General features: G+C 59.7%; 24 protein-coding genes. 18 read left to right on the top strand and 6 right to left on the bottom strand.

Going from position 1 to position 24,034, the window contains the following annotated elements; all coding sequences use genetic code 11:
* Positions 1 to 23: 23 nt before the first annotated feature.
* Positions 24 to 1,265: an OprD family porin gene (locus ACA055_RS22275; RefSeq protein ID WP_497680609.1), complete on the top strand. Its 1,242-nt coding sequence runs from the start codon at positions 24 to 26 to the stop codon at positions 1,263 to 1,265.
* Positions 1,266 to 1,331: 66 nt separating this feature from the next.
* Here ACA055_RS22275 and ACA055_RS22270 read toward each other — a convergent pair whose 3' ends face one another.
* The 3 genes from ACA055_RS22270 to ACA055_RS22260 all read right to left on the bottom strand — a co-directional run bounded on the left by ACA055_RS22270 (position 1,332) and on the right by ACA055_RS22260 (position 3,462).
* Positions 1,332 to 1,970, bottom strand: coding sequence for a LysE family translocator (locus ACA055_RS22270; protein ID WP_497680608.1), 639 nt, complete (start codon positions 1,968 to 1,970; stop codon positions 1,332 to 1,334).
* A gap of 1 nt (position 1,971) precedes the next feature.
* On the bottom strand, positions 1,972 to 2,742 hold the full coding sequence (locus ACA055_RS22265; RefSeq protein ID WP_497680607.1) for a 2OG-Fe(II) oxygenase: 771 nt from the start codon (positions 2,740 to 2,742) through the stop codon (positions 1,972 to 1,974).
* Positions 2,743 to 2,835: 93 nt separating this feature from the next.
* On the bottom strand, positions 2,836 to 3,462 hold the full coding sequence (locus tag ACA055_RS22260; protein WP_497680606.1) for an alanyl-tRNA editing protein: 627 nt from the start codon (positions 3,460 to 3,462) through the stop codon (positions 2,836 to 2,838).
* Positions 3,463 to 3,553: 91 nt separating this feature from the next.
* Between ACA055_RS22260 and ACA055_RS22255 the strand changes: the two genes are divergently transcribed.
* A complete protein-coding gene (locus tag ACA055_RS22255) occupies positions 3,554 to 4,552 on the top strand; it encodes a LysR family transcriptional regulator (protein WP_497680605.1) in 999 nt (332 codons plus the stop codon).
* Positions 4,553 to 4,728: 176 nt separating this feature from the next.
* Here the strand turns inward: ACA055_RS22255 and ACA055_RS22250 are convergent, their stop codons facing one another.
* Positions 4,729 to 5,136, bottom strand: a complete 408-nt coding sequence (locus ACA055_RS22250; RefSeq protein ID WP_497680604.1) for a PA2817 family protein — start codon at positions 5,134 to 5,136, stop codon at positions 4,729 to 4,731.
* An 83-nt stretch (positions 5,137 to 5,219) separates the two neighbouring features.
* Positions 5,220 to 7,667: an acyl-CoA dehydrogenase gene (locus tag ACA055_RS22245; RefSeq protein ID WP_497680603.1), complete on the bottom strand. Its 2,448-nt coding sequence runs from the start codon at positions 7,665 to 7,667 to the stop codon at positions 5,220 to 5,222.
* A gap of 248 nt (positions 7,668 to 7,915) precedes the next feature.
* Here ACA055_RS22245 and ACA055_RS22240 point away from each other — a divergent pair, with 248 nt between their 5' ends.
* The 4 genes from ACA055_RS22240 to ACA055_RS22225 all read left to right on the top strand — a co-directional run bounded on the left by ACA055_RS22240 (position 7,916) and on the right by ACA055_RS22225 (position 11,084).
* Complete coding sequence (locus ACA055_RS22240) at positions 7,916 to 8,575, top strand: transglutaminase-like domain-containing protein (protein WP_497680602.1); 660 nt, start codon at positions 7,916 to 7,918, stop codon at positions 8,573 to 8,575.
* A 43-nt stretch (positions 8,576 to 8,618) separates the two neighbouring features.
* Complete coding sequence (locus ACA055_RS22235; RefSeq protein WP_497680601.1) at positions 8,619 to 9,242, top strand: glutathione S-transferase family protein; 624 nt, start codon at positions 8,619 to 8,621, stop codon at positions 9,240 to 9,242.
* 133 nt (positions 9,243 to 9,375) lie between these two features.
* Positions 9,376 to 10,308, top strand: a complete 933-nt coding sequence (locus ACA055_RS22230) for an ABC transporter ATP-binding protein (protein ID WP_497680600.1) — start codon at positions 9,376 to 9,378, stop codon at positions 10,306 to 10,308.
* The gene (locus ACA055_RS22225) at positions 10,305 to 11,084 is read left to right on the top strand and encodes an ABC transporter permease (protein WP_140676293.1); all 780 of its coding nucleotides are present in this window, start codon (positions 10,305 to 10,307) and stop codon (positions 11,082 to 11,084) included. The genes ACA055_RS22230 and ACA055_RS22225 overlap by 4 nt, the downstream gene beginning before the upstream one ends.
* Positions 11,085 to 11,754: 670 nt before the next feature.
* On the opposite strand, the gene ACA055_RS22220 is transcribed toward ACA055_RS22225, so the two are convergent.
* Complete coding sequence (locus tag ACA055_RS22220; protein WP_497680599.1) at positions 11,755 to 12,273, bottom strand: DUF2062 domain-containing protein; 519 nt, start codon at positions 12,271 to 12,273, stop codon at positions 11,755 to 11,757.
* Positions 12,274 to 12,409: 136 nt separating this feature from the next.
* Between ACA055_RS22220 and ACA055_RS22215 the strand changes: the two genes are divergently transcribed.
* The 12 genes from ACA055_RS22215 (at position 12,410) to ACA055_RS22160 (ending at position 23,862) form a co-directional block, all read left to right on the top strand.
* Positions 12,410 to 14,632 (top strand): DNA internalization-related competence protein ComEC/Rec2, encoded by a 2,223-nt coding sequence (locus ACA055_RS22215; RefSeq protein ID WP_497680598.1) that lies wholly within the window; start codon positions 12,410 to 12,412, stop codon positions 14,630 to 14,632.
* A gap of 97 nt (positions 14,633 to 14,729) precedes the next feature.
* Complete coding sequence (gene pocA, locus ACA055_RS22210; RefSeq protein WP_497680597.1) at positions 14,730 to 15,365, top strand: flagellar polar localization protein PocA; 636 nt, start codon at positions 14,730 to 14,732, stop codon at positions 15,363 to 15,365.
* Positions 15,362 to 15,793, top strand: a complete 432-nt coding sequence (gene pocB, locus ACA055_RS22205; protein ID WP_497680596.1) for a flagellar polar localization protein PocB — start codon at positions 15,362 to 15,364, stop codon at positions 15,791 to 15,793. The genes pocA and pocB overlap by 4 nt, the downstream gene beginning before the upstream one ends.
* Positions 15,793 to 16,803: a tetraacyldisaccharide 4'-kinase gene (lpxK, locus tag ACA055_RS22200; RefSeq protein WP_497680595.1), complete on the top strand. Its 1,011-nt coding sequence runs from the start codon at positions 15,793 to 15,795 to the stop codon at positions 16,801 to 16,803. The genes pocB and lpxK overlap by 1 nt, the downstream gene beginning before the upstream one ends.
* A gap of 25 nt (positions 16,804 to 16,828) precedes the next feature.
* Entirely contained in the window at positions 16,829 to 17,014 is a 186-nt protein-coding gene (locus ACA055_RS22195) for a Trm112 family protein (RefSeq protein WP_007945752.1), read from the top strand.
* Positions 17,011 to 17,775 carry a 3-deoxy-manno-octulosonate cytidylyltransferase gene (gene kdsB, locus ACA055_RS22190; RefSeq protein WP_046049062.1) on the top strand — a complete coding sequence of 255 codons (765 nt, stop codon included), beginning with the start codon at positions 17,011 to 17,013 and terminating at the stop codon, positions 17,773 to 17,775. The genes ACA055_RS22195 and kdsB overlap by 4 nt, the downstream gene beginning before the upstream one ends.
* On the top strand, positions 17,775 to 18,239 hold the full coding sequence (locus ACA055_RS22185; protein WP_497680594.1) for a low molecular weight protein-tyrosine-phosphatase: 465 nt from the start codon (positions 17,775 to 17,777) through the stop codon (positions 18,237 to 18,239). The genes kdsB and ACA055_RS22185 overlap by 1 nt, the downstream gene beginning before the upstream one ends.
* A complete protein-coding gene (murB, locus tag ACA055_RS22180) occupies positions 18,236 to 19,255 on the top strand; it encodes a UDP-N-acetylmuramate dehydrogenase (protein WP_497680593.1) in 1,020 nt (339 codons plus the stop codon). Before ACA055_RS22185 ends, murB begins: the two co-directional genes overlap by 4 nt.
* A gap of 242 nt (positions 19,256 to 19,497) precedes the next feature.
* The gene (locus ACA055_RS22175) at positions 19,498 to 19,968 is read left to right on the top strand and encodes a (2Fe-2S)-binding protein (protein WP_497680592.1); all 471 of its coding nucleotides are present in this window, start codon (positions 19,498 to 19,500) and stop codon (positions 19,966 to 19,968) included.
* On the top strand, positions 19,965 to 22,286 hold the full coding sequence (locus tag ACA055_RS22170) for a xanthine dehydrogenase family protein molybdopterin-binding subunit (protein ID WP_497680591.1): 2,322 nt from the start codon (positions 19,965 to 19,967) through the stop codon (positions 22,284 to 22,286). The genes ACA055_RS22175 and ACA055_RS22170 overlap by 4 nt, the downstream gene beginning before the upstream one ends.
* The gene (locus tag ACA055_RS22165) at positions 22,286 to 23,269 is read left to right on the top strand and encodes an XdhC family protein (protein ID WP_497680590.1); all 984 of its coding nucleotides are present in this window, start codon (positions 22,286 to 22,288) and stop codon (positions 23,267 to 23,269) included. The genes ACA055_RS22170 and ACA055_RS22165 overlap by 1 nt, the downstream gene beginning before the upstream one ends.
* The gene (locus tag ACA055_RS22160) at positions 23,266 to 23,862 is read left to right on the top strand and encodes a nucleotidyltransferase family protein (RefSeq protein WP_497680589.1); all 597 of its coding nucleotides are present in this window, start codon (positions 23,266 to 23,268) and stop codon (positions 23,860 to 23,862) included. The genes ACA055_RS22165 and ACA055_RS22160 overlap by 4 nt, the downstream gene beginning before the upstream one ends.
* Positions 23,863 to 24,034: the final 172 nt, after the last annotated feature.

Here is a 24,034-nt window from a genome sequence, read left to right as displayed (position 1 = left end):
CGCGTCCGTAAAAGGAGCACGGCATGAGTTTTTCGCTTTCCATCCAACGGTTGTACATCCCGGTCGGCACCTTACTGGGCATGAGTGTACTCAGCGCACCGGCCGCTCAAGCGGATTTTATTGCTGACAGTAAAGGCAGTCTGGAAGCACGCAACTTCTACTTCAATCGCGACTTTCGTCAGGACGGCTCGCGAGACAAGGCCGAGGAATGGGCGCAGGGTTTTCTGTTGCGGATGGAGTCAGGGTATACCGCGGGCACCCTGGGGTTTGGCCTGGATGCACTGGGCATGGCCGGTTTTAAACTGGATTCCGGTGGTGGTACGGCCGGCACTAATCTGTTGCCGCCGGATTCATCGGGCGGCTCTCAGGATCGCTATGGCGAGTTGGGCCTGACGGTCAAGGCGCGCTTATCCAACAGCACCCTGAAGCTGGGTACTTTGCAGATAAAGGATCCGGTGGTGAACTCCAACGACACACGCCTGTTGCCAGGAACGTTCAAGGGCGCACTGGTGAATGTTCAGGAAGTCGACCGATTGAAGCTGACAGCCGGGCAGCTTACGCAGATCAACTTTGTCGATTCCACCGACTATCAGGACATGACTGCCAATCGCATCGGCGGGCAGAGCGACAGGTTCCAGTTCGCCGGAGCCGACTATCAGTTCCTGCCGAACCTGACGGCGCAGTACCGCTACGGCAAGCTGGAGAACATCTACCAGCAAAACTACCTCGGATTGGTGCACGTGCTGAATCTGGGGGCAGGCCAGTCGCTCAAGAGCGATGTGCGTTATGCGCGCAGCATCGAGGATGGCAACTTTCGTGACCTCGATAACCAGGCTTTCGGTGCGTTGTTTACCTACAGTCTTGGTGGTCACGCGCTGGGCTTCGGCTACCAGCGCATGAGCGGCGATGATCCGTTTCCGTACATTGGACGCAGCGATCCTTACTTGGTCAACTTCGTGCAAATCGGTGACTTCGCCAACGTGGACGAACACTCCTGGCAAACACGTTATGACTATAACTTTGCCGCATTGGGTGTGCCGGGTTTGAGCTTTATGACCCGCTACATTTCGGGTGACAACGTGCAACGCAGAATGCCGGGGGAAGGCAAGGAGTGGGAACGCAACACTGATATTGCTTACGTGGTGCAGGACGGTACTTTGAAAGGACTGGGTTTCAAATGGCGCAACGCGTCGGTACGTTCCAATTTCGGCAATGATCTGGACGAGAATCGATTGATCGTCAGCTATACCCTGGCACTTTGGTAACTGTCTCGGCTATCCGACGAGGAATGAAAGCTACGGCCCGCCAGTCAGACTGAGTGGGCCGTTGTTTTACATCGACAGAATCAACCGCCCGGCGAACAGGATCAGAATCACCCCCATGGTGCGTTCGAACCAATGCCCCATGCGCATGAACAGCAATCTCACCCGGGCGCTGGAAAAGAACAGCGCGACGATGACAAACCATAGCGCGTTCACGAAGCACATCCAGAGGCCGTAAAGCGCCTGGATCTTGAGCGGTGTCGTGGCGCTGATGAGGGTGGTGAAGATCGCCAGGAAAAACAGCGTGGCCTTGGGATTGGTGGCGTTAGTCAGAAAACCGGTGGTGAACGCCTTCAGCAGCGTTTGCTCGACGATCGGTTCGTCAGCGTTTTTTTCACCTTCCAGCACGGATTTGGGTTTGCTGCGCAGCAGGCTGATGCCGAGGTAGAGAATGTAGGCACCGCCCACGACCTTGGCCACCGTCAACAGCCAAGGCGTGGTGTGCATGAGCGCGCCGACGCCAAGCAGGGTGTAAAGCACGTGCACGGAAATGCCCGCGCCGATACCCAGTGCTGTGCAGATGCCGACCAATCGACCGAAACGCACGCTCTGGCGAATCGTCACGGCGAAGTCTGGTCCAGGAGCGACCACGGCCAGAAAGTGGATAGTCGCCAGCGCCAGAAACTCGCCCAGGTAATTCGAAAGCATCTCAACTCCAGAAAGTAAGGGGTGAAGCATTGCCGCGATAGCCGACAAAGAATGAAAGGCTCAACCGCGGATCGGCCACACCCGGTGTCACCGAGTGCATGCGGCGCGAATTGAACATGATGAAATCACCCGGCTCAGGACGAATCTCCAGGGTCGGAGGGCCGAGCAAGGCCGGATCGATGCCGTAACTGTCGCCACGCATTTCGTCGAACTGATCCGGAGAAATGTCGTCGTCCCACATCTGCAACGCGCCACCTTCGGTGGGCATGTTCAGGTAAACGTTGCAGGCGAACTGCGCTTCCAGGCTTCTGGCCTGGTAACTGTCCGGGGCGTCCTTGGCGAAAATGTCGTGATGGGCCAGAAAGCACACCCCGGGTTTCACCACCCGGGAAAGTCCGACATACATTTTGCGACCGTAGAGGTTCTCCAGGTGCGCACCCGCGGGCCACGTCTCGTCGAGCATGCAACGCAAGGTGTCGACCGGGGACGAGTAGGGCGCGCATCGATTGCGTAACTCCGCGATGTTGCGGGTGGCGCGCTCGAAATAATCTTCGATCAGCAGTGGTTGGTTTTCCGCTTCATAAAACGCCATGCCGATGCGGCCGATACTCGGCGCGTTGATGTAGCCTTCGAAACCGGGGGCGAGGATCTTGTCGCCAATCTGAATCGCCAGCGGTCGGGGCAGCAAGCCTTTGACGCGGATGGCGAGGACTTCTTCGTTGGCCAGTTTTTTTATGCACGTCTCATCGAGACGCTCGACGTCAAGCATCATGTCTTAGGTCCATCTATCAGATAGTCAACGGAACCTACGGCTGCAGGCTCCCCCCGGCGTCAGGCGATGCCGGGCTCGGCATCGCCCAAATGCTCAGCTCACGTCGTAGTGAACTGACAGCGTTCCTTTCTTCTGCGAAACGGAAGCGATCGTGACGGTGCCCAAATCCTTCAGGCTACGTACATGGGTGCCGCCACAGCCGTAGGCGGGCAGTTCACCGAAACCGATTTCCCGGGCGCCTTCGCGCAACGACGTCAGGCGCGGCAGGTCATGGGCAATCCACTGCTCGATGCCGTACTGAACGGTCTGGGCATCAACCTCTTGTGCTGAATCCGTCGGTTTGAATTGCACGCGCCCTTCGCCTGGCCAGTGATGCGCCTTGATCGGCATCCAGCCCATGGCCTGGACGAAGTGGCCGATCAGGTGGCCGGCGGAATGCATGCGTGAATTGAACTGGCGACGTTGCTCGTCGACCCGAATTTGGGTCATGCCGAGTTTTACTGGGTGGTCGACGAAATGGGTGATTTGGTCCGGATCCTGGACGACGCGCAGTACCCGGCTTTCACCGATCCAGCCGGTGTCGAAGGGCTGTCCGCCGCCCTGAGGGTGAAACAGCGTGGCGCGCAGCACCACGGCGAATTCGTTCTCGTGGGGCGTGCAATCCAGGACTTCCACGTTAGCCTTGAGATCATCACTATGGAAAAAGAGGCGAAGCGTCATATTCCATGCCCTTATTAAAATTTCTATTTTTTATTATATGGAGGCTGGAATTGCGTGATAATCCGTTCAAACATCAAAGGACTGTTGCGCTGTGAGCATAAATCTTCCACTGCCACTGCTGGGTGAAATGGCGATTTTCGTCAAAGTCGTCGAGACCGGAAGTTTCTCCGAGGCGGCTCGCCAGTTAGGGTCTTCACCGTCGGCGGTCAGTCGCAGCATTTCGCGTCTGGAGAAGGCACTTGCCACCCGCCTGCTGCAACGAACCACGCGCAAGCTGCGCTTGAGCGACGGTGGCGAAGAAGTCTTCAAGCGTTGCCAGGAGATGGTCAGCGCGGCCAAGTCGGTGATGGAAATCAGCGGTCAGTTCACCCATGAAGCGGAAGGATTGGTGCGAGTCAGCGTGCCGAAAGCGGTGGGGCGCTTTGTGATTCATCCGCATATGCCGGAGTTTCTGCGGCGTTATCCCAAAGTGGATGTGGAGTTGTTGCTCGAGGACCGTCAGGTGGATTTGATCGACGACAACGTTGATTTGGCGATCCGAATTACCGACCGGCCACCCGCAGGACTGGTAGGGCGGCAACTGCTGACCATCGACCATTTGCTGTGTGCAACCCCGCAATACCTGGCCGAACACGGCACGCCGACCCATCCCCACGACTTGCTCAACCACAGCTGCATCTACCTGGGCGAAACCCCAAGCGATGCGCGCTGGAAATTCAAGAAAGGCACCAAGGCAGTAACCGTCGGCGTGCGCGGACGTTATGCCGCCAATCACACCGGTGTGCGTTTGGGCGCGGTGTTGCAGCACATCGGGATTGGCAGCCTGCCGTATTTCACCGCGCGTTATGCGCTGGAGCAGGGACTGATCGTTCAGGTGCTGCCCGATTGGACTTTTCTCGCCTCTTACCACGGTGGTGCGTGGCTGTTGCACTCGCCGACCCGATACCTGCCGCCCAAGCTTCGGGTGTTAATCGACTATCTGGTGGAGTGTCTGGGGAAGGAGCCGACCTTGAGCAAGCCGGGTAAGCCAAATACGGCGGGCAAGGTCGCGGCGCAGTATGAGTTGCCCGAAAGTGACGGGTTGCTTTGAAGGGCCCCTTCGTGAGCAAGCCCGCTCCCACATTTGATCTGCGGCGTTCATAAATCAAATGTGGGAGCGGGCTTGCTCGCGAAAGCGGCCGAACAGTCACCGAATCACTCGGCAATGCCGCATAAAAAAGGCCCGCATGAATAACCATGCGGGCCTTTTGCATTACTGATCGTGGATCAGTGCTTGCTGTCCTGTTCCGACATCGCCAGCAGTTGTTTTTCCTGATTCCAGTCGAACGGTTCATCGTTCTGTTCGGCTTGAAAACGACGCTCTTCCAGAGCCTGGTACAAGTCGATTTCATCGTCGGGCATGTAATGCAGGCAGTCACCGGCGAAGTACCACAGCAGGTCGCGCGGGACCAGGTGGGCGATTTGCGGGTAGCGAGTGATCACCTGGCAGAGAATGTCCTGGCCCAGGTATTGGCTTTCGATCGGGTCGACCGGCAGCAACGCACGCAGTTCGTCGAAGCGCTCCAGGAACAAGGCATGGCTTTCTTCGGGAACCTGATCGGCCTCACCCACGGCGACCAGGATGCTGCGCAGGTGGTCGAGCAAAACGAGATGATCGGCAACGATGTTGGACACGAGATAAGTCCTCAAGAGCAAAACGGGCGCCGGAGTATAAAGCTCCTGCGCCCTTTTTCCCATGGCAGACGCGGTCAGCTGGATCAGCGGACTTTTCCTTGCGCCAGCGTCAGTTCTTCTTTGTCGAAATCATCGACATCAATTACCTTGCGACGCGCTGCTTCGGCGTCACGCAGGGTCTGCGCCTCCAATGGCTGCAACACGCCGGCCTCAAGCGCCGCATCGATTGCATTTTCCCCGGCGACCGGTTTGACCTGCCCGCTCTTGAGCGCCATATGCAGCTTCTTCTGCAACGGTTGTGCAGCGCTCAGCAGGTTACAGGCGTGTTGCAATGCGCCGACCGGGTCCTCGGCCGATTGCGGACGGTAGCAACCGCCGAGCAATTCTTCGAGGGCCGGGTCGCCCTTGGCACGGCCGATCACCGCGGCCACTTCGGCACCGAGTTTGTCCGACGGTCCTTTGTGACGACGGCCAAACGGGAACACGATCACCCGCAACAGGCAACCCAACACCTTGTTCGGGAAGTTGGTCAACAATTCATCCAGCGCACGTTCGGACTGGCCCAGACTCTCTTCCATGGCCCAAGTAAACAGTGGCGCCATATGCTCTGGCGAATCGAGGTCGTGGTAACGCTTGAGCGCGGCGGACGCCAGGTACATGTTGCTGAGCACATCGCCCAGCCGTGCCGACAACCGTTCGCGACGTTTCAGTTCACCGCCCAGCAACATCATGCTGAGGTCGGCGAGCAGGGCGAATGCAGCGGCCTGACGGTTGAGCGCACGGAAGTAGCCTTGGCTGAGCTTGTTCCCCGGCGCCTTTTCGAAGTGACCGAAACCGAGGTTCAACACCAGTGTGCTGGCGGCGTTGCTCACGGCAAAACCAATGTGTTTGAGCAGCAGACCATCGAACTCGGTGAGCGCCTGTTCCTTGTCTTCACGCCCGGCGAGGGCCATTTCCTTGAGCACGAACGGATGGCAGCGAATCGCGCCCTGGCCGAAGATCATCAGGTTGCGCGAGAGAATGTTTGCGCCTTCCACAGTGATGAAAATCGGCGCGCCATTCCAGCTGCGACCGAGGTAATTTTTGGGCCCCATGATGATTGCCTTGCCGCCGTGAACATCCATGGCGTGGCTGATGCATTCGCGGCCGCGTTCGGTGAGGTGATACTTGAGAATCGCTGACAGCACCGAGGGTTTCTCGCCCAGGTCCACCGCGTTGGCGGTCAGCATCCGCGCGGCGTCCATCATCCAGGCATTACCGCCGATGCGCGCCATGGCTTCCTGAATGCCTTCAAACGCCGACAGCGGAACGTTGAACTGCTCGCGCACCTGAGCGTACTGGCCGGTCACCAGGCTGGTGAACTTTGCCGCACCGGTGCCGACCGCAGGCAACGAAATCGAACGCCCGACCGACAGGCAATTCATCAGCATCATCCAGCCTTTGCCGAGCATTTCCTGGCCGCCGATGAGGAAGTCCAGCGGCACGAACACGTCCTTGCCGGAATTCGGGCCGTTCATGAACGACGCGCCGAGCGGCAAATGGCGGCGGCCGATTTCAACGCCGGCGGTATCGGTCGGGATCAATGCCAAGCTGATGCCCAGGTCTTCCTTTTCACCCAGCAGGTGATCCGGGTCGTAGGCCTTGAATGCCAGGCCGAGGAGGGTGGCCACCGGGCCAAGCGTGATGTAACGCTTTTCCCAGTTCAAACGCAGGCCGAGGGTTTCCTTGCCTTCCCACTCGCCTTTGCAGATCACCCCGGTGTCGGGCATCGCGCCGGCGTCGGAACCAGCCAGTGGCCCGGTCAGTGCAAAGCACGGAATGTCGTCACCGCGAGCCAGTCGTGGCAGGTAATGGTTGCGTTGTTCATCGGTGCCGTAATGCAGCAGCAATTCGGCCGGGCCGAGAGAGTTGGGGACCATCACGGTGGACGCAAGATCACCACTGCGGGTCGCCAGCTTCATGGCCACTTGAGAGTGGGCGTAGGCAGAAAAACCCTTGCCGCCGAACTCTTTGGGAATGATCAGGGCAAAGAAGCCATTGTCCTTTATATGGGTCCAGGCTTCGGGGGGCAGGTCCATGGCTTGACCGATTTGCCAATCGCTGACCATGGCGCAGAGTTCTTCGGTCGGACCGTCGATGAAGGCCTGTTCCTCTTCGCTCAGATGCGCTTTCGGATAGGACAGCAGTTTGTTCCAGTCCGGGCGGCCGCTGAACAGTTCACCATCCCACCACACCGTGCCGGCGTCGATCGCATCGCGTTCGGTTTGCGACATCGGTGGCAGGGTTTTCTGGAACCAGTTGAACATCGGTGCGCTGAAGAATTTGCGGCGCAGGTCGGGCAGCAGCAGTGGCGCTGCCACGGCCGCGGTCAACACCCAGAAAATCAGCAGCAGCCAGCCCGGTGCGCGGCTGAAGGCGCCCATGGCCAGAAGGTAGACAGCCACAATGCCCAAGGCAGGCAGCGGGGCGATGCGGCGGTGGGCTAACCAGGCAATCCCGACAACCAGAACCAGTATCCACAACAGCAGCATATTTAATCCTCCGTGAACCAGGGTAAAACCAACCTTCAGAGCTTAGACGGCATCCGCAAAACAGGGTGGTCAGAGCAAGGTGATTGAATTCGTGGGAAATCGTGGATGATTTTGTAGGCCCGATGGGCGTCAGACCGTGAAAAATCGTTCATCGAGCGAACGACAATACGCTCATGTTTGGCCGAAACGTCGTTATCTCTGTGCTGAAGGGGTCGTTAGACTCATGGCTTCCCCAGGAGATTGTTCTCATGCACGAGTATCTGAGTGCCGGCCGCTTCATCGATAGTGACCACCCGTCGGTGGTGGAGTTCGCCGAAAAACATCGTGGTGCCCGTCGCGATCCGCTTGAGCAGGCGATCAATCTCTACTATGCCGTTCGCGAAGCCGTTCGCTACAACCCCTACACCTTCAGCCGTGATCCAGATACGTTGCGCGGCAGTTATGCGCTGGCCGCCGGGGAAAGTTATTGCGTGCCCAAAGCCACGCTGCTGGCCGGCTGCGCCCGGCATTGCGGGATCCCCGCGCGTATCGGTCTGGCGGACGTGCGCAATCATTTATCGACACCGCGACTGCTTGAATTGCTCAAGAGCGATGTGTTCGCCATGCATGGCTACACCGAGTTGTATTTGAACGACCGCTGGGTCAAGGCCACACCCGCGTTCAATCAAGGTTTGTGCGAACTGTTCAATGTCGCGCCGCTGGAATTCGACGGAATCAATGACAGTGTTTTCCATCCTTTCAATCGCGATGGCGAGAAGCTGATGGAGTACCTGATTGATCACGGCCAGTTCACCGACGTGCCCGAAACGTTCTTTTTCGAGCACCTGGAAAAGTGCTACCCGCATCTTTTCAACGAGCAACTGCCGTCGTTGCTGGGGGATATGCAGAGCGATTTGAGCCGCGCCTGATCCGGCGTATGCTGCCTGCGCATTCATCCATTAAGAGGCGGTCATGCTGAAGATCTGGGGTCGGAAAAACTCGTCGAATGTCAGAAAACCTTTGTGGGCCGCCGAGGAACTGGGCCTGGCCTATGAAGCCATCGATGCGGGCGGCGCCTTTGGTGTAGTCGACACGCCGGAGTATCGCGCGATGAACCCCAATGGCCGCGTCCCAGTGATTGAAGACGACGGTTTCGTGCTGTGGGAATCCAACGCCATCGTGCGTTATCTGATGGCCCTCCATGCCAGTGGCACGCCCTGGTATCCGGAAGATCTCAAGGCTCGCGCCTCGGCCGATAAGTGGATGGACTGGACCACTTCCAGTTTTGCCGGCCCGTTTCGTACGGTGTTTTGGGGCGTGTTGCGCACACCTGAAGACAAGCAGGACTGGCCGGCAATAAAAGCCGCGATCAAGGAGTGCGACGATCTGCTATCGATGGCCGATCAGGCGCTGACGACCCAACCGTACCTGTCCGGCGATGAGATCGGCATGGGCGACATTCCCCTCGGCAGTTTCATTTATGCCTGGTTCGAGATGCCGATCGAACGCGCACCACGGCCTCATCTTGAAGCCTGGTACGCACGGTTGAAACAGCGTCTGGCGTATAAGAAAGCCGTCATGACCGCGTTGACTTAATACTCACTATCGACACACTTGACTGTACTTGTGTGGCAGCGACAAGCACCATTGCGCTCATGCGCCGCGGTTGCATTGCTCGCCGCCCGCCCTTATTTGTCCCTTTCTTCCCTTCTTGGTGCGTAAATCCGATATGAGTTCCGCTCTGTCCATCCGGCAGCTAACCAAAACCTACGGCAACGGTTTCCAGGCCCTGAGTGGTATCGATCTGGATGTCGCCGAAGGTGACTTTTTCGCGTTGCTCGGCCCTAACGGCGCCGGCAAATCCACGACTATCGGCATTCTCTCGACCCTGGTGAACAAGACCAGTGGAACGGTGAATATCTTCGGTCATGACCTGGACAAGAATCCTGCACAGCTCAAGCGCTCTATCGGCGTAGTGCCCCAGGAATTCAATTTCAACCAGTTCGAAAAGACCTTCGACATCGTCGTGACCCAGGCCGGTTACTACGGCATCCCGCCGAAAGTCGCCAAGGAACGCGCCGAGCAGTACCTGACCCAGCTCGGTCTGTGGGACAAGCGTGATACGCCGTCGCGTTCACTGTCTGGCGGCATGAAGCGTCGACTGATGATCGCCCGCGCACTGGTTCACGAACCGCGCCTGCTGATCCTCGACGAACCGACAGCGGGGGTGGACATCGAACTGCGTCGCTCGATGTGGACATTCCTCACCGAGCTGAACAAGAAAGGCATCACCATCATCCTCACCACCCACTACCTGGAAGAGGCTGAACAGCTGTGCCGCAACATCGGCATCATCGACCACGGCACCATCGTCGAGAACACCAGCATGAAGCAGCTGCTCAGCCAGTTGCATGTGGAAACGTTCCTGCTCGATATTAAAAACACTTTGAACGTCGCGCCGCAGTTGCTCGGTTATCCAACCAAGTTGCTCGACAGTCACACGATTGAAGTTCAGGTCGACAAGGCCATGGGCATCACCGCGCTGTTCACCCAATTGGCGCAGCAGAGCATTGAAGTGCTGAGCCTGCGTAACAAAACCAATCGACTCGAGGAGCTGTTCGTGTCCCTGGTGGAGAAAAATCTGTCGAAGGTGGCGGTATGAGTTCCGAGCTGCAACCCAACCTTGTAGCCCTCAATACCATCGTTTACCGGGAGGTCAAACGCTTCACCCGGATCTGGCCGCAGACGCTGCTGCCGCCGGCCATCACGATGGTTCTGTACTTCGTGATCTTCGGCAACCTGATCGGTCGGCAGATCGGTGACATGGGTGGCTTCACCTATATGGAGTACATCGTGCCGGGGTTGATCATGATGTCGGTGATCACCAACTCCTATGGCAACGTGGTGTCGAGTTTCTTCGGTAGCAAGTTCCAACGCTCCATCGAAGAGTTGATGGTGTCGCCGGTTTCGCCGCATACGATTCTGATTGGCTACACCCTGGGTGGCGTGCTGCGCGGGTTGATGGTCGGGATTATCGTGACGCTGTTGTCATTGTTCTTTACGCATCTGCAGGTGCATCACCTGGGTGTGACCATTTTGGTGGTGGTGCTAACGGCGACGATCTTTTCGTTGCTGGGCTTTATCAATGCTGTGTTTGCGCGCAACTTCGACGATATTTCGATTATTCCGACATTTGTGCTTACACCGTTGACGTATCTGGGCGGGGTGTTTTACTCGATCTCTTTGTTGCCGCCGTTCTGGCAGACCGTGTCCCTGGCTAACCCGGTGTTGCATATGGTTAACGCTTTCCGTTACGGCATTCTGGGTGTTTCGGACATCAGGATCAGTGTGGCGATTACCTTTATGTTGGTGGCGACTGTGGTGTTGTATATCGGTTGTGCGCGGTTGCTGGTGAGTGGGCGGGGGATGCGTACTTAACCCTTTATCTGGGTATGCGGCTTCTGGGGCTTCTGGGGGTGGGGTACATATCCGTTTTTTAGGTCACGGCGGCTTATGGTTCCGCCCTTACGGCGGGTCACTTTCGAAAAGCGCGAAAGTGACCAAAGCGCTTTTTCCCCTAATGAGATGGTCAGCCCGGCGAGAATCTCCACAGCAAAACGAGGCGGCCTACCGGCTGGCCTGATCTTTCACGCGTACGCGTTCCCCTGTGGGAGCGGGCTTGCTCGCGAAGCTGTTGATCTTGCCGTTGCCGTTGCCGTTGCCGTTGCCATTGCCGTTGCCGTTGCCGTTGCCGTTGCCGTTGCCGTTGCCGTTGCTTTGCTTTGCTTCGGCTTCAGATCTGCCGCCCCTTTCCCAGAGGCCGAACGCAGGTATTGCGCAGGGGGCACCGCGGCAAGGATGCCGCGGTAGCCGCCCCCGGCCATGGATGGCCGATGGCGGCGGGCCCCCGGAGCAATGCCGGAGTGAGGGTATGCCGAGCCTAGGCGAGGCACCGAATGGCGGGGCGAAAGCACTTTGGTTACTTTCGCGCTTTTCGAAAGTGACTCGCTGTAAAAGCGAAACCGCCAGCAGCCATTACCGCAGAAACGGATATGTCCCCAATCCAGCCGCAAAAAAAAGGCCTCCCAATCTGGAGGCCTTTTTGCATTCACTGCATCCGCTTTCTCTTGCGCCGCGCCCATTGCCGGCTAACCCACCAGCGCCAATACATCATCACCAGGCAATAAGCCACGGCTCCGAGCACCAAGCCGGTCACCACCGAACCCAGCAAAAATGGCTGCCACAGCGAAGAGAGTTCCCCACTGATCCATTCCCAGGTCAATTCATCCGGCAGGTGACGAGCGGGGACGTCCATCAGCCATGCACCGGTCTGGTAGGTGCAGAAAAACACCGCCGGCATGGTGATCGGGTTGGTCAACCAAACCAGACTCACCGCAATCGGCATGTTGCCGCGCACGATGATGGCGAGGATGGCTGCCAGCAGCATCTGCAACGGAATTGGCAAGAACGCCGCGAACAAACCCACCGCCATGGCCCGTGCGACGGAATGGCGGTTGAGGTGCCAGAGGTTCGGGTCATGCAACAGGGTGCCGAGAAAGCGTAAGGATTTGTGTTCCCTGATGCTGGTCGGATCTGGCATGTAACGTTTGAATAAGCGCCGGGGCATAAGGCTTCTCGGTCGGTTAAGGCGGCAAGTATGTCTGGATTCCATGAACCGCCCATTCAGACTTTGTGACAATTGATAACGGCGAGCGTGCGATCAGCCAGCTATGCCTAGGGAGGGAACCCTCAAGGACGGGCTTATGCGCACAGGGATGATGGCGCTGGCAGTCGGTCTGCTGGCCCTGCGTTTTTTTCCGGTATTACCGCCGGTTGGGTTGTGGCTGCTGTTGCCAGTCGTGGGTTTGATGCTGCTGCCGTTCAAAACTTACCCGGTGGCTTTTTTCCTGTTAGGCGTCAGTTGGGCGGGTGCTAACGCCCAGTGGGCGCTGGATGATCGCCTGGCGGTGAGTCTGGATGGCGAAACCCGTTGGGTCGAAGGCCGGGTGGTGGGATTGCCACAGAACAATGAAGCCGTGGTGCGTTTTGAATTGGCGGACGCTCGGTCACGACATGGCAAGGTTCCGCAACTGATGCGCCTGGCCTGGTATGACGGGCCGCCGGTGAGCAGCGGCGAGCGTTGGCGACTGGCGGTTAAATTGAAGCGCCCGAGCGGGTTGCTCAATCCCCATGCCTTCGATTACGACGCCTGGCTGCTGGCTCAACGCATCGGCGCCACCGGGACGGTCAAGGATGGCGAGCGGCTCGCCGAAGCCCGATGGGCCTGGCGCGACGGTATCCGAAAGCGCTTGCAAGGCGTGGATGCTCAAGGGCAAACAGGTGCGCTGACGGCGTTGGTGCTGGGGGACGGCGCCGGGTTGAGTCGCGAAGATTGGCAGGTGCTGCAAGACACTGGCACCGTGCACCTGTTGGTCATTTCCGGGCAACACATCGGTTTGCTGGCGGGACTGGTGTATTTGTCGATCGCCGGGCTGGCTCGTTACGGTCTATGGCCAAACCGTCTGCCCTGGCTGCCCTGGGCGTGCGGCCTGGCGTTCGCGGCCGCCCTCGGTTATGGGCTGCTGGCTGGTTTCGAGGTGCCGGTACGCCGAGCTTGCGCGATGATCGGTCTGGTGCTGTTGTGGCGCCTGCGTTTTCGTCACCTGGGTGCATGGTGGCCTTTGTTGCTGGCGCTCAACGGCGTATTGCTGCTGGACCCGCTGGCAAGTCTGCAACCGGGTTTCTGGTTGTCCTTTGCGGCGGTGGCGGTGCTGATCTTTACCTTCGGCGGGCGGTTGGGGCCCTGGCGCTGGTGGCAGACCTGGACCCGCGCCCAATGGCTGATTGCAATCGGTCTGTGCCCGGTGTTGCTGGTGTTGGGGTTGCCGATCAGTCTCAGCGGGCCGCTGGTCAATCTGCTGGCAGTGCCCTGGATCAGTCTGGTGGTGCTGCCGCCAGCCTTGCTCGGGACGCTGCTGTTGCCAGTGCCTTATGTGGGTGAAGGGTTGCTGTGGCTGGCGGGCGGTTTGATCGATTGGCTGTTCAAGGGCCTGGCGTTGATGGCCGGTCAGGTTCCCGCGTGGGTGCCAGTGGCAATCCCGCTGTGGGTATGGGCCTTCGGCACATTGGGTGCCTTTCTACTATTACTGCCGCCCGGCGTGCCATTGCGTCCGTTGGGTTGGCCAATGCTGCTGTTGCTGGTTTTTCCGCCTCGGCAATCCTTGCCCGAAGGCATCGCCGAAGTCTGGCAACTGGATGTCGGTCAGGGTTTGGCGATCCTGGTGCGTACCCGTCATCACACGTTGTTGTATGACACCGGACCGCGTTTCGGCGATTTCGACCTGGGTGAACGGGTAGTTCTGCCGTCGTTGCGCAAACTGGGTGTAGAAGGACTCGATTTGATGCTAATCAGCCATGCCGACGCCGATCATGCCGGCGGTGCCCGGGCGGTTGCCAACGGGCTGCCGGTGAAGACGGTACTCAGCGGTGATCCACTGGCGTTGCCGAGCGAGTTGCAGGCCGAAGCCTGTGAGAGCGGGCGGCAATGGACCTGGGACAATGTGCAGTTCCAGCTCTGGCAATGGTCGTCGGCCACGGACAGCAATCAGAAGTCCTGCGTCTTGCAGATCGAAGCCAATGGCGAGCGCTTGCTGCTGACCGGCGACATCGACATCGCAGCCGAACGAGCGCTGCTCGACAGTTCGCTGGCCGTGTCCACCGATTGGTTGCAGGCGCCGCACCACGGCAGTCGCAGTTCGTCTTCCATGGCATTGCTCACTGCGCTGAAACCCAAAGCGGTGCTGATCTCCCGTGGCCACGGCAATTCGTTCGGCCATCCCCATCCCACCGTCGTGGCGCGCTATCAAAAGCGCGGCATGCTGATCTACGACAGCGCCGAACAGGGCGCCATCCGTCTGCAACTCGGGCACTTCAAGCCGCCATGGACAATGCGTCAAGAACGGCGTTTCTGGCGCTCTGCGCAGTAATCGTCTGCTATGACAGCCCGACCGGATGCGCCACACGGTCTTCGGTGCGCCCACCCCCTATGTTAGAGTGGCGCACTTTTTCGAGGGGACTGTCACTGTGTGGGAATTGGTCAAATCCGGCGGCTGGATGATGCTGCCGATCATTCTGAGTTCCATCGCGGCCATGGCGATCATCGCCGAGCGTCTCTGGACCCTGCGAGCCAGCCGTGTGACCCCGGAGCACCTGCTCGGGCAGGTCTGGGTCTGGATCAAGGACAAACAACTCAATAAAGACAAACTCAAGGAACTGCGCGCCCACTCTCCGCTGGGCGAGATCCTGGCTGCCGGTCTGGCGAACTCCAAACATGGTCGCGAGATCATGAAAGAGTGCATCGAAGAAGCCGCCGCGCGGGTCATTCACGAGCTCGAACGCTACATCAACGCGCTTGGCACCATCGCTGCCATGGCCCCCTTGCTGGGCTTGCTCGGTACTGTGCTGGGGATGATCGATATTTTCAGTGCGTTCATGGGCACGGGCATGACCACCAACGCCTCGGTGCTGGCGGGTGGTATCTCCAAGGCATTGATTACGACGGCGGCGGGCCTGATGGTCGGTATTCCGGCGGTGTTCTTCCACCGTTTCCTGCAACGCCGGATCGATGAGCTGGTGGTGGGCATGGAGCAGGAAGCGATCAAGCTGGTCGAGGTTGTACAGGGTGATCGTGACGTGGACCTGAATGGAGGCAAAGCGTGAAATTCCGCCGCAAGCAACGGGAGAATGTGGACATCAACCTCGCGTCGCTGATCGACGTGGTGTTTATTCTGCTGCTGTTTTTCGTTGTCACCACTACGTTCACCCGTGAAACCCAGTTGCGTGTCGATCTGCCGGAAGCGGTCAGTGGTTCGCCTGCCGAAGACCCGCAGGCCAAGCATCTGGACGTTACCATCAGTGCCGAAGGTGTCTTCTCGCTGAACAACCAGATATTGCCGAAGAACGATCTGGCAACCCTGATGGATGCGCTGCAGAAAGAAGCCAATGGCGACACCAGCCTGCCGCTGTCCATCAGCGCCGATGGCAAGACTCAGCATCAAGCCGTCATCACCGCCATGGACGCCGCCGGCAAGCTCGGTTTCAGCCACCTGCGCATGACCACTGTCGAGGCGGCGCCGCCCGCGCCCTGATGGCCATGTCCGATCGCTTGCTCGCCGCGTGGTACCAAGGTCATCCGGCCCTGAAACTGTTGCAGCCGCTTGAGTGGCTGTATCGGCGCGTGGTCATGAACAAGCGCAAGCGTTTTCTGGCGGGTGAGGGCGAGATCTACCAGCCGCCCGTGCCGCTGGTCGTGGTCGGCAACATCACCGTCGGCGGCACCGGCAAGACGCCACTGATTCTATGGATGATCCAGCACTGCCAGCGCAGCGGTTTGCGGGTCGGTGTGGTCAGCCGCGGTTACGGCGCCAAACCACCGCAATTGCCGTGGCGCGTCGAGGCGGAGCAAAGCGCAGACGTTGCTGGCGACGAACCGTTATTGATTGTCCAGCGCACCGGCGTCCCGTTGATGATCGACCCGGACCGCAGCCGCGCCGTCAAAGCCTTGCTGGCGAGTGAGCCGCTGGACCTGATCCTGTCCGACGACGGCATGCAGCATTACCGATTGGCCCGGGACCTGGAGCTGGTACTGATCGACGCCGCCCGCGGCCTTGGTAACCAGCGTTGCTTGCCGGCCGGGCCGTTGCGCGAACCGGTCGAGCGCCTGCAAAGTGTCGACGCGGTGCTCTACAACGGCGCCGCTGCCGACCGCCAGGGCGGTTTTGCCTTCCTGCTACAACCCACCGCGCTGGTCAATCTGAAAAGCGGCGAACGTCGTCCCCTCGACCACTTTCCCCCAGGCCAGGCCCTGCACGCCGTGGCCGGGATCGGCAATCCGCAGCGTTTCTTCACGACCCTCGAAACGCTACACTGGCAGCCAGTCCCGCACGCGTTTGCCGACCACGCCGAATACAGCGTCCAGGCGTTGAATTTCACACCGTCATTGCCGTTGGTGATGACCGAAAAGGACGCGGTGAAGTGCCGTGCCTTCGCCGCCGCCGATTGGTGGTACCTGGCGGTCGATGCTGCGCCATCGCCGGCCTTCGTGGCCTGGTTCGATACGCAGCTGATGCGCCTGTTGCCGGCTCGTCTTTTGCCTTAACTCCGTTTTTATCCAGGGAATGCTCATGGACACCAAATTGCTCGATATCCTCGCTTGTCCGGTCTGCAAAGGCCCGCTCAAGCTCAGTGCCGACAAAACCGAGCTGATCAGCAAGGGCGCCGGCCTGGCGTACCCGATTCGCGACGGCATCCCGGTGATGCTCGAAACCGAAGCCCGCACCCTGACCACCGACGAGCGTCTGGATAAATGACCACAGCCTTTACCGTTGTCATTCCATCGCGTTATGCCTCCACCCGCCTGCCGGGCAAGCCGCTGCTACTGATCGCCGGCAAGCCGATGATCCAGCATGTCTGGGAACAGGCGAGTAAAAGCAGTGCGCAACGGGTGGTGGTCGCCACTGACGATGCGCGTATCGTCGAGGCCTGCAACGGCTTCGGTGCCGAAGTGGTGCTGACTCGCGAAGACCACAATTCCGGCACCGATCGCCTGGCTGAAGTCGCAGCGAAACTGGGCCTGGCACCCGACGCCATCGTGGTTAACGTCCAGGGTGACGAACCGTTGATCCCGCCGAGCGTGATCGATCAGGTCGCCGCCAACCTGGCTGCCCACACCGAAGCGCGCATGGCCACCCTGGCCGAGCCGATCGAAGACGTGGAAACCCTGTTCAACCCTAACGTGGTCAAGGTCGTCAGCGATCTTAATGGCCTGGCACTGACCTTCAGTCGTGCGACATTGCCGTGGGCGAGGGACGCGTTTGCCAAAAGCCGCGAGCAACTTCCGGAAGGCGTGCCCTACCGCCGCCACATCGGCATCTACGCCTATCGCGCCGGTTTCCTGCATGACTTCGTCAGCTGGGGGCCGTGCTGGCTGGAAAACACCGAATCCCTGGAACAACTGCGGGCCCTGTGGCACGGCGTGCGGATTCACGTTGCCGATGCGCTGATCGCTCCGCCCACCGGCGTCGACACCGTTGAAGACCTTGAGCGCGTTCGTCGCCTGCTGGAGGCCTGATGCGGGTTCTGTTCGTTTGCCTGGGCAACATCTGCCGTTCTCCCACGGCCGAAGGTGTGCTGCGGCATAAACTGCGCGAAGCGGGGCTGGCCGATCACATCGAAGTCGCCTCCGCCGGCACCGGTGACTGGCACGTCGGCAAAGCACCGGACAAACGCAGCCAGGCCGCGGCCAAACTGCGCGGTTACGACCTGTCCACCCAGCGCGCCCAGCAAGTCACTCGCGCCGATTTCGCCAGCTATGACTTGATCCTGGCAATGGACAACAGCAACCTGCGCAACCTCAAGGCTCTGCAACCGGCCAAGGGCAAGGCCGAACTGGATTTGTTCCTGCGGCGCTACCCGTCGCAAGTCGATGAGGTGCCGGACCCTTACTACGACGGCGACCAGGGTTTCGAGCAGGTGCTGGACCTGATCGAGCGCGCCAGTGATTTGCTGGTGATCGAATTGAAGGGACGGTTATGAGTTTGCAGGTTCAACCACGGGTATCGCTCAAACCGTTCAACAGCTTTGGTGTGGACGTTCGGGCCCGGTTGTTTGCCGAAGCCCACAGCGATGCTGACGTCCGCGAAGCGCTGGCTTATGCCGCGGAACATGACGTGCCGCTGTTGGTGATTGGCGGCGGCAGCAACCTGCTGCTGACGAGTGATATCCAGTCACTGGTGTTGCGCATGGCCACACGCGGGATTCGCATCCTGAGTGACGACGGCAACAAAGTCGTCATTGAAGCCGAAGCCGGCGAGCCTTGGCATCCGTTCGTGCAACACACCTTGGCGATGGGGTTGTCGGGTCTGGAAAACCTCAGCCTGATTCCCGGCACCGTGGGCGCGGCCCCGATGCAGAACATCGGCGCCTATGGTGTGGAGATCAAGGACGTGTTCGCCGGTTTGACGGCCCTGGATCGCCGGACCGGCGAGCTGCGGGACTTCACGTTGGAAGAATGCAACTTTGCTTACCGCGATAGCGTATTCAAACAGGAACCGGGTCGCTGGTTGATCCTGCGTGTGCGTTTCACCCTGAACCGCGCCGCGCACCTGCATCTGGAGTATGGCCCGGTGCGTCAGCGCTTGACGGAGCAAGGCATCGATCACCCGACTGCCACCGATGTCAGCCAGGCCATTTGCAGTATCCGAAATGAAAAACTCCCGGACCCGGCGGTGCTCGGCAATGCCGGCAGCTTCTTCAAGAACCCCTTGGTGTCAGCGGCATTCGTGGCGCAACTCAAGGTCGAATACCCGGACCTGGTGGCCTACGCGCAACCCGACGGACAAATGAAACTGGCCGCGGGGTGGCTGATCGAGCGAGCGGGTTGGAAGGGTTTCCGCGATGCCGACGCGGGCGTGCATAAATTGCAGGCGCTGGTGCTGGTCAACTACGGCAGCGCAACCGGGCTGCAATTGCTGGGCCTGGCGCAGCGCATCCAGAAAGACATATCAGAACGTTTCCACGTCGATTTGGAAATGGAGCCCAATCAGTATTGAAGCTACGCTTTAAAAGCTGATTTCAAAGCCCTGCATAACTTCTAGTGTGCAGGGCTTTTTTGTTAATGCTGGGTTAACTTAGCCACCTAACGATGCAAACGTTTGCTCCATCAAAGGCCCGATGCAGACGCAACCGTCCGCATAAGAGAGCCTCATTAGCCTGAGCCGATCTGCGTGATACCCACCGCCGACACTGGCGGCAGATTGCTCGACCCCATAACCAATAATATGCGGGCGTGCCCATGATTACCCTGAAGCTCAATGGTCAAGACCATCCACTCGACGTCACCGAGGATATGCCGCTGCTCTGGGCGATCCGCGATGTGGCCGGTTACAACGGCACCAAATTCGGCTGCGGCATGGGCCTGTGCGGCGCTTGCACCATCCATATCGATGGTGCTCCGGCACGCAGCTGCATCACACCGATCGGTTCGGTGGTCGGTCAGAACATCACCACCATCGATAACCTGCACGCCGACCCGGTCGGCAAAGTCGTCCAGCAAGCCTGGCTCGACACGGCAGTCGCCCAGTGCGGTTACTGCCAGGGCGGGCAGATCATGTCCGCTACCGCCTTGCTCAAGACCAATCCCGATCCGAGCGACGCACAGATCGAAGAAGCGATGGTCGGCAACATTTGCCGTTGCGGCACCTATAACCGTATCAAGACCGCCATCCGCCAGGCGTCTACTCACTTGAAGGAGGCCAAGGCATGAGCCAGCTAGCGAATGATTTCGCCCTGAGCAACCTCAGTCGTCGTGGTTTCCTCAAAGGCGTTGGCGCTACCGGTGCGCTGGTCGTCGCCGCCAGTTGGGGCTGGCAGGACGCTTTCGCTGCCGAGAAAGAGAAAAAATTCGGCGCCGACGGCATGCCCAATGGCTGGATCGATGATCCGAAGGTTTACGTCAGCATCGCCTCTGACGGCACGGTGACCGTGGTTTGCAACCGTTCGGAAATGGGCCAGGGCGTGCGCACCAGCCTGACCATGGTAGTGGCCGATGAGTTGGACGCCGATTGGGCGATGGTGAAGGTTCAGCAGGCGCCGGGTGACGAAGTGCGTTTTGGCAACCAGGACACCGACGGTTCGCGCAGCATGCGTCACTGGTACGAGCCGATGCGTCGCTGCGGGGCTGCCGCGCGGACCATGCTTGAACAGGCCGCTGCCGAGCAGTGGAAAGTCCCGGTCAGCGAATGCCGTGCGCAGCTGCATAAAGTCATTCACCAACCGACCGGTCGGGAGCTGGGTTATGGCGCACTCGCCGCCGCGGCCGGTGTGTTGGCAGTACCGGCCCGCGACAGCCTTCGGCTCAAGCAGCCGTCGGAATTCCGCTACATCGGCAAGGAAGGCACCAAGGCCATCGACGGTGACGACATCGTCAACGGCCGTGCGGTCTACGGTGCCGACGTGCATTTCGATGGCATGCTCTTCGCGACCATCGCCCGTCCGGCGGTCTACGGCGGCAAGGTCAAATCTGTTGATTCCAGCGCGGCGCTGAAAGTCCCGGGCGTGATCAAAGTCATCCAGATCGAAGGCCGTCCGCTGCCGTCCGAGTTCCAGCCGTTGGGTGGCGTGGCCGTGGTGGCCAGCAACACCTGGGCGGCGATGAAGGGCCGTGATGCGCTGAAAATCGAGTGGGATGACGGCCCCAACGCCAGTTACGACTCGATCGCCTATCGCAAGGAAATTGAAGCCGCGTCCCTCAAACCCGGCAAAGTGGTGCGCAATACCGGCAACATCGACGAGGCCATGGGCAGCGCCAACAGCACCCTGGAAGCGTCCTACTACCTGCCGCACCTGACGCAGGCGCCAATGGAGCCGATGGTCGCTATCGCGCGATTCAAGGACGGCGTATGTGAAGCCTGGGCCCCAAGCCAGGCGCCGCAGGTCACCCGCGAACGGATTGGCGAACGCCTTGGCATTCCATTCGATAAGGTCACTTTCCACGTCACGCTGCTGGGCGGCGGTTTCGGGCGCAAATCCAAGCCGGACTTCATCATCGAAGCAGCGATCCTCGCCAAGGAATTCCCCGGCAAGGCCGTGCGGGTGCAATGGAGCCGTGAAGACGACATCCACTGTTCCTACTTCCACACCGTGTCGGCCGAATACCTGAAGGCCAGCCTGAACAAGGATGGCCTGCCGTCCGGCTGGCTGCACCGTACCGTAGCGCCGAGCATCACGGCGTTGTTCGCGCCGGGCATGAACCACGAAGCGGCGTTCGAGTTGGGCATGGGTTTCACCAACATGGCTTACGCGATTTCCAACGTGCGCCTGGAAAATCCGGAAGCAATGATTCACACCCGGGTTGGATGGTTTCGCTCGGTGTCGAACATTCCTCACGGTTTTGCGATTCAGAGCTTTGTCGATGAACTGGCGCATAAGGCCGGCCAGGATCCGCTCAAGTATCAGATCAAATTACTCGGCCCGGACCGTCAGATCGATCCGCGAACCTTGAGTGAAGAGTGGAACTACGGCGAATCCCCCGAGCGTTATCCAATCGACACCGGGCGGATGCGTACGGTGCTGGAGACCGCCGCCAAAGCCGCCGGTTGGGGGCGTGAATTACCCAAGGGCCGAGGCCTGGGCCTGGCGGTGCATTACAGTTTCGTCACTTATGTGGCGGCGGTGATCGAGGTCGAAGTTAAAGAGGACGGCACCTTGATCGTGCACAAGGCTGACATCGCGGTGGATTGCGGCCCGCAGATCAACCCCGAGCGGATTCGCTCGCAGTTCGAAGGCGCCTGCGTCATGGGCCTGGGCAACGCGGTGCTGGGGGAAATCAGCTTCAAGGATGGCAAGGTCCAGCAGGACAACTTCCACATGTTTGAAGTGGCGCGCATGTCCCTGGCGCCGAAGGAAGTCGCCGTGCATCTGGTGACCCCACCGGGCGACGTGCCATTGGGCGGTGTTGGCGAACCGGGCGTGCCGCCGATTGCGCCGGCACTGTGCAATGCGATCTTCGCCGCCACGGGCAAACGCATCCGTGACCTGCCGGTTCGCTATCAGTTGCAGGGTTGGCAGAAGGCAGAGGCTTGATGGACAGCGTTGATCTGAACGTCCTGCGCAGCGTACTGGAATGGCGCCGCGCCGGTCAGCGGGTGGTCTTGTTCAGCGTGGTCCAGACCTGGGGCACCGCGCCCCGGGCGCCTGGCGCCATGCTGGCTTTGCGTGAAGACGGCGTAGTGATTGGCTCGGTGTCCGGCGGGTGTGTCGAAGATGACCTGATTGCCCGGCTGCACGACGGTCGGATTCCCGCCGAAGGGCCGCCGGTGCAGTTGATCACTTACGGCGTCACCCGCGAGGAGGCTGCACGGTTTGGCTTGCCGTGCGGCGGCACGTTGCGCCTGACCGAGGAACGGGTTGGCGATCCGGCTTGGGTCGCCGAATTGCTCGCGCGTTGTGAAGACCATGAAATCCTCGCACGCGAGTTGAATCTCGAGACCGGCGAAGTGCTACTGAAGCCGGCAAGCAAGACGGATGTGCTGACGTTTGACGGGCAGACCTTGCGCGCCATTTACGGGCCGCGTTGGCGATTGCTGCTGATCGGCGCTGGGCAGCTGTCCCGTTACGTCGCCGAGATGGCGCGGTTACTGGATTTCGAAGTGCTGATCTGCGATCCGCGCACCGAATTCGTTTATGGCTGGGAAGAGCAACACGGGCGCTTCGTCCCGGGTATGCCCGACGAAGCGGTGCTGACCATCCAGACCGATGAACGCACGGCCATCGTCGCGCTGACTCACGATCCTCGGCTGGATGACATGGCGCTGCTTACGGCCCTCGATTCCAAGGCTTTTTATGTCGGTGCACTGGGTTCGCGGGTCAACAGCTTGAAGCGCCGGGACAACCTGGCTCAGCTAGGCTTGTCACAACAGGCTATCGAACGACTGCATGGGCCGATCGGCTTGCACATTGGCAGCCATACCCCGGCGGAAATCGCCTTGTCGCTGCTGGCCGAAATTGTCGCGATCAAGAACGGCGTCGAACTGAAGCAGAAGAAGCCGTTGCAGGAGGACGTATGAGCGAACCTATCGGCGTCATCGTATTGGCGGCGGGGCAGGGCAGTCGTTTCCGGCAGGTGGCAGGTGAGGAGAAGGACAAGTTGCTGGCTGACTGTGCCGGGCGTGATGGCGCTGTTCATTCGGTGATCGAGCAGGTGCTGGTGAGTTTGCCGGCCAGCCTTGAAAAGCGCGTTCTGGTGACTACCGCAGACCGCCCGCAAGTGATTCGCATGGCCCAGGCTTATGGTTGCGAGATTGTGTTGATCGAATCCACCGGCATGGGTGACAGCATTGCGGCTGGCGTGGCGGCGTGCCCGCAGCTCAGTGGTTGGCTGATTGTGTTGGGGGATATGCCGTTCGTCTTGCCGTCGAGTATCGAGCAGGTGCTGGCGGGGATTGCTGATGACTCTGTCAGTGTGCCGGTGCAGGACGGTCAATACGGGCATCCGGTGGGTTTCGGGCGCACGTTTGGGCCGGGGTTGATGGCGTTATCGGGTGATCATGGTGCCAAGCCGTTGTTCGCGCAGGCGCGGGTGTTTGAGGTGGCCGTGGATGATCTCGGTGTGCTGTGGGATGTGGATGTGCCTGAGGAATTGGTCTTCAAGCAGTCCTGACGCAGACTCCCTTGTGGGAGCGGGCTTGCTCGCGAAAGCGATTGAACACTCAACATTGATGCAAGCTGACACACCACTTTCGCGAGCAAGCCCGCTCCCACATTAAATCGGTGCGATGCTCACGCGCATGAAAAAGCCCCGCCTGGATCACCAGGCGGGGCTTTTTAGTGGC

It is taken from the genome of Pseudomonas sp. LBUM1657 (assembly GCF_059716075.1).
Note: the sequence above shows the minus strand (reverse complement) of the source record. Positions and strands in the feature narration are given on the sequence as shown.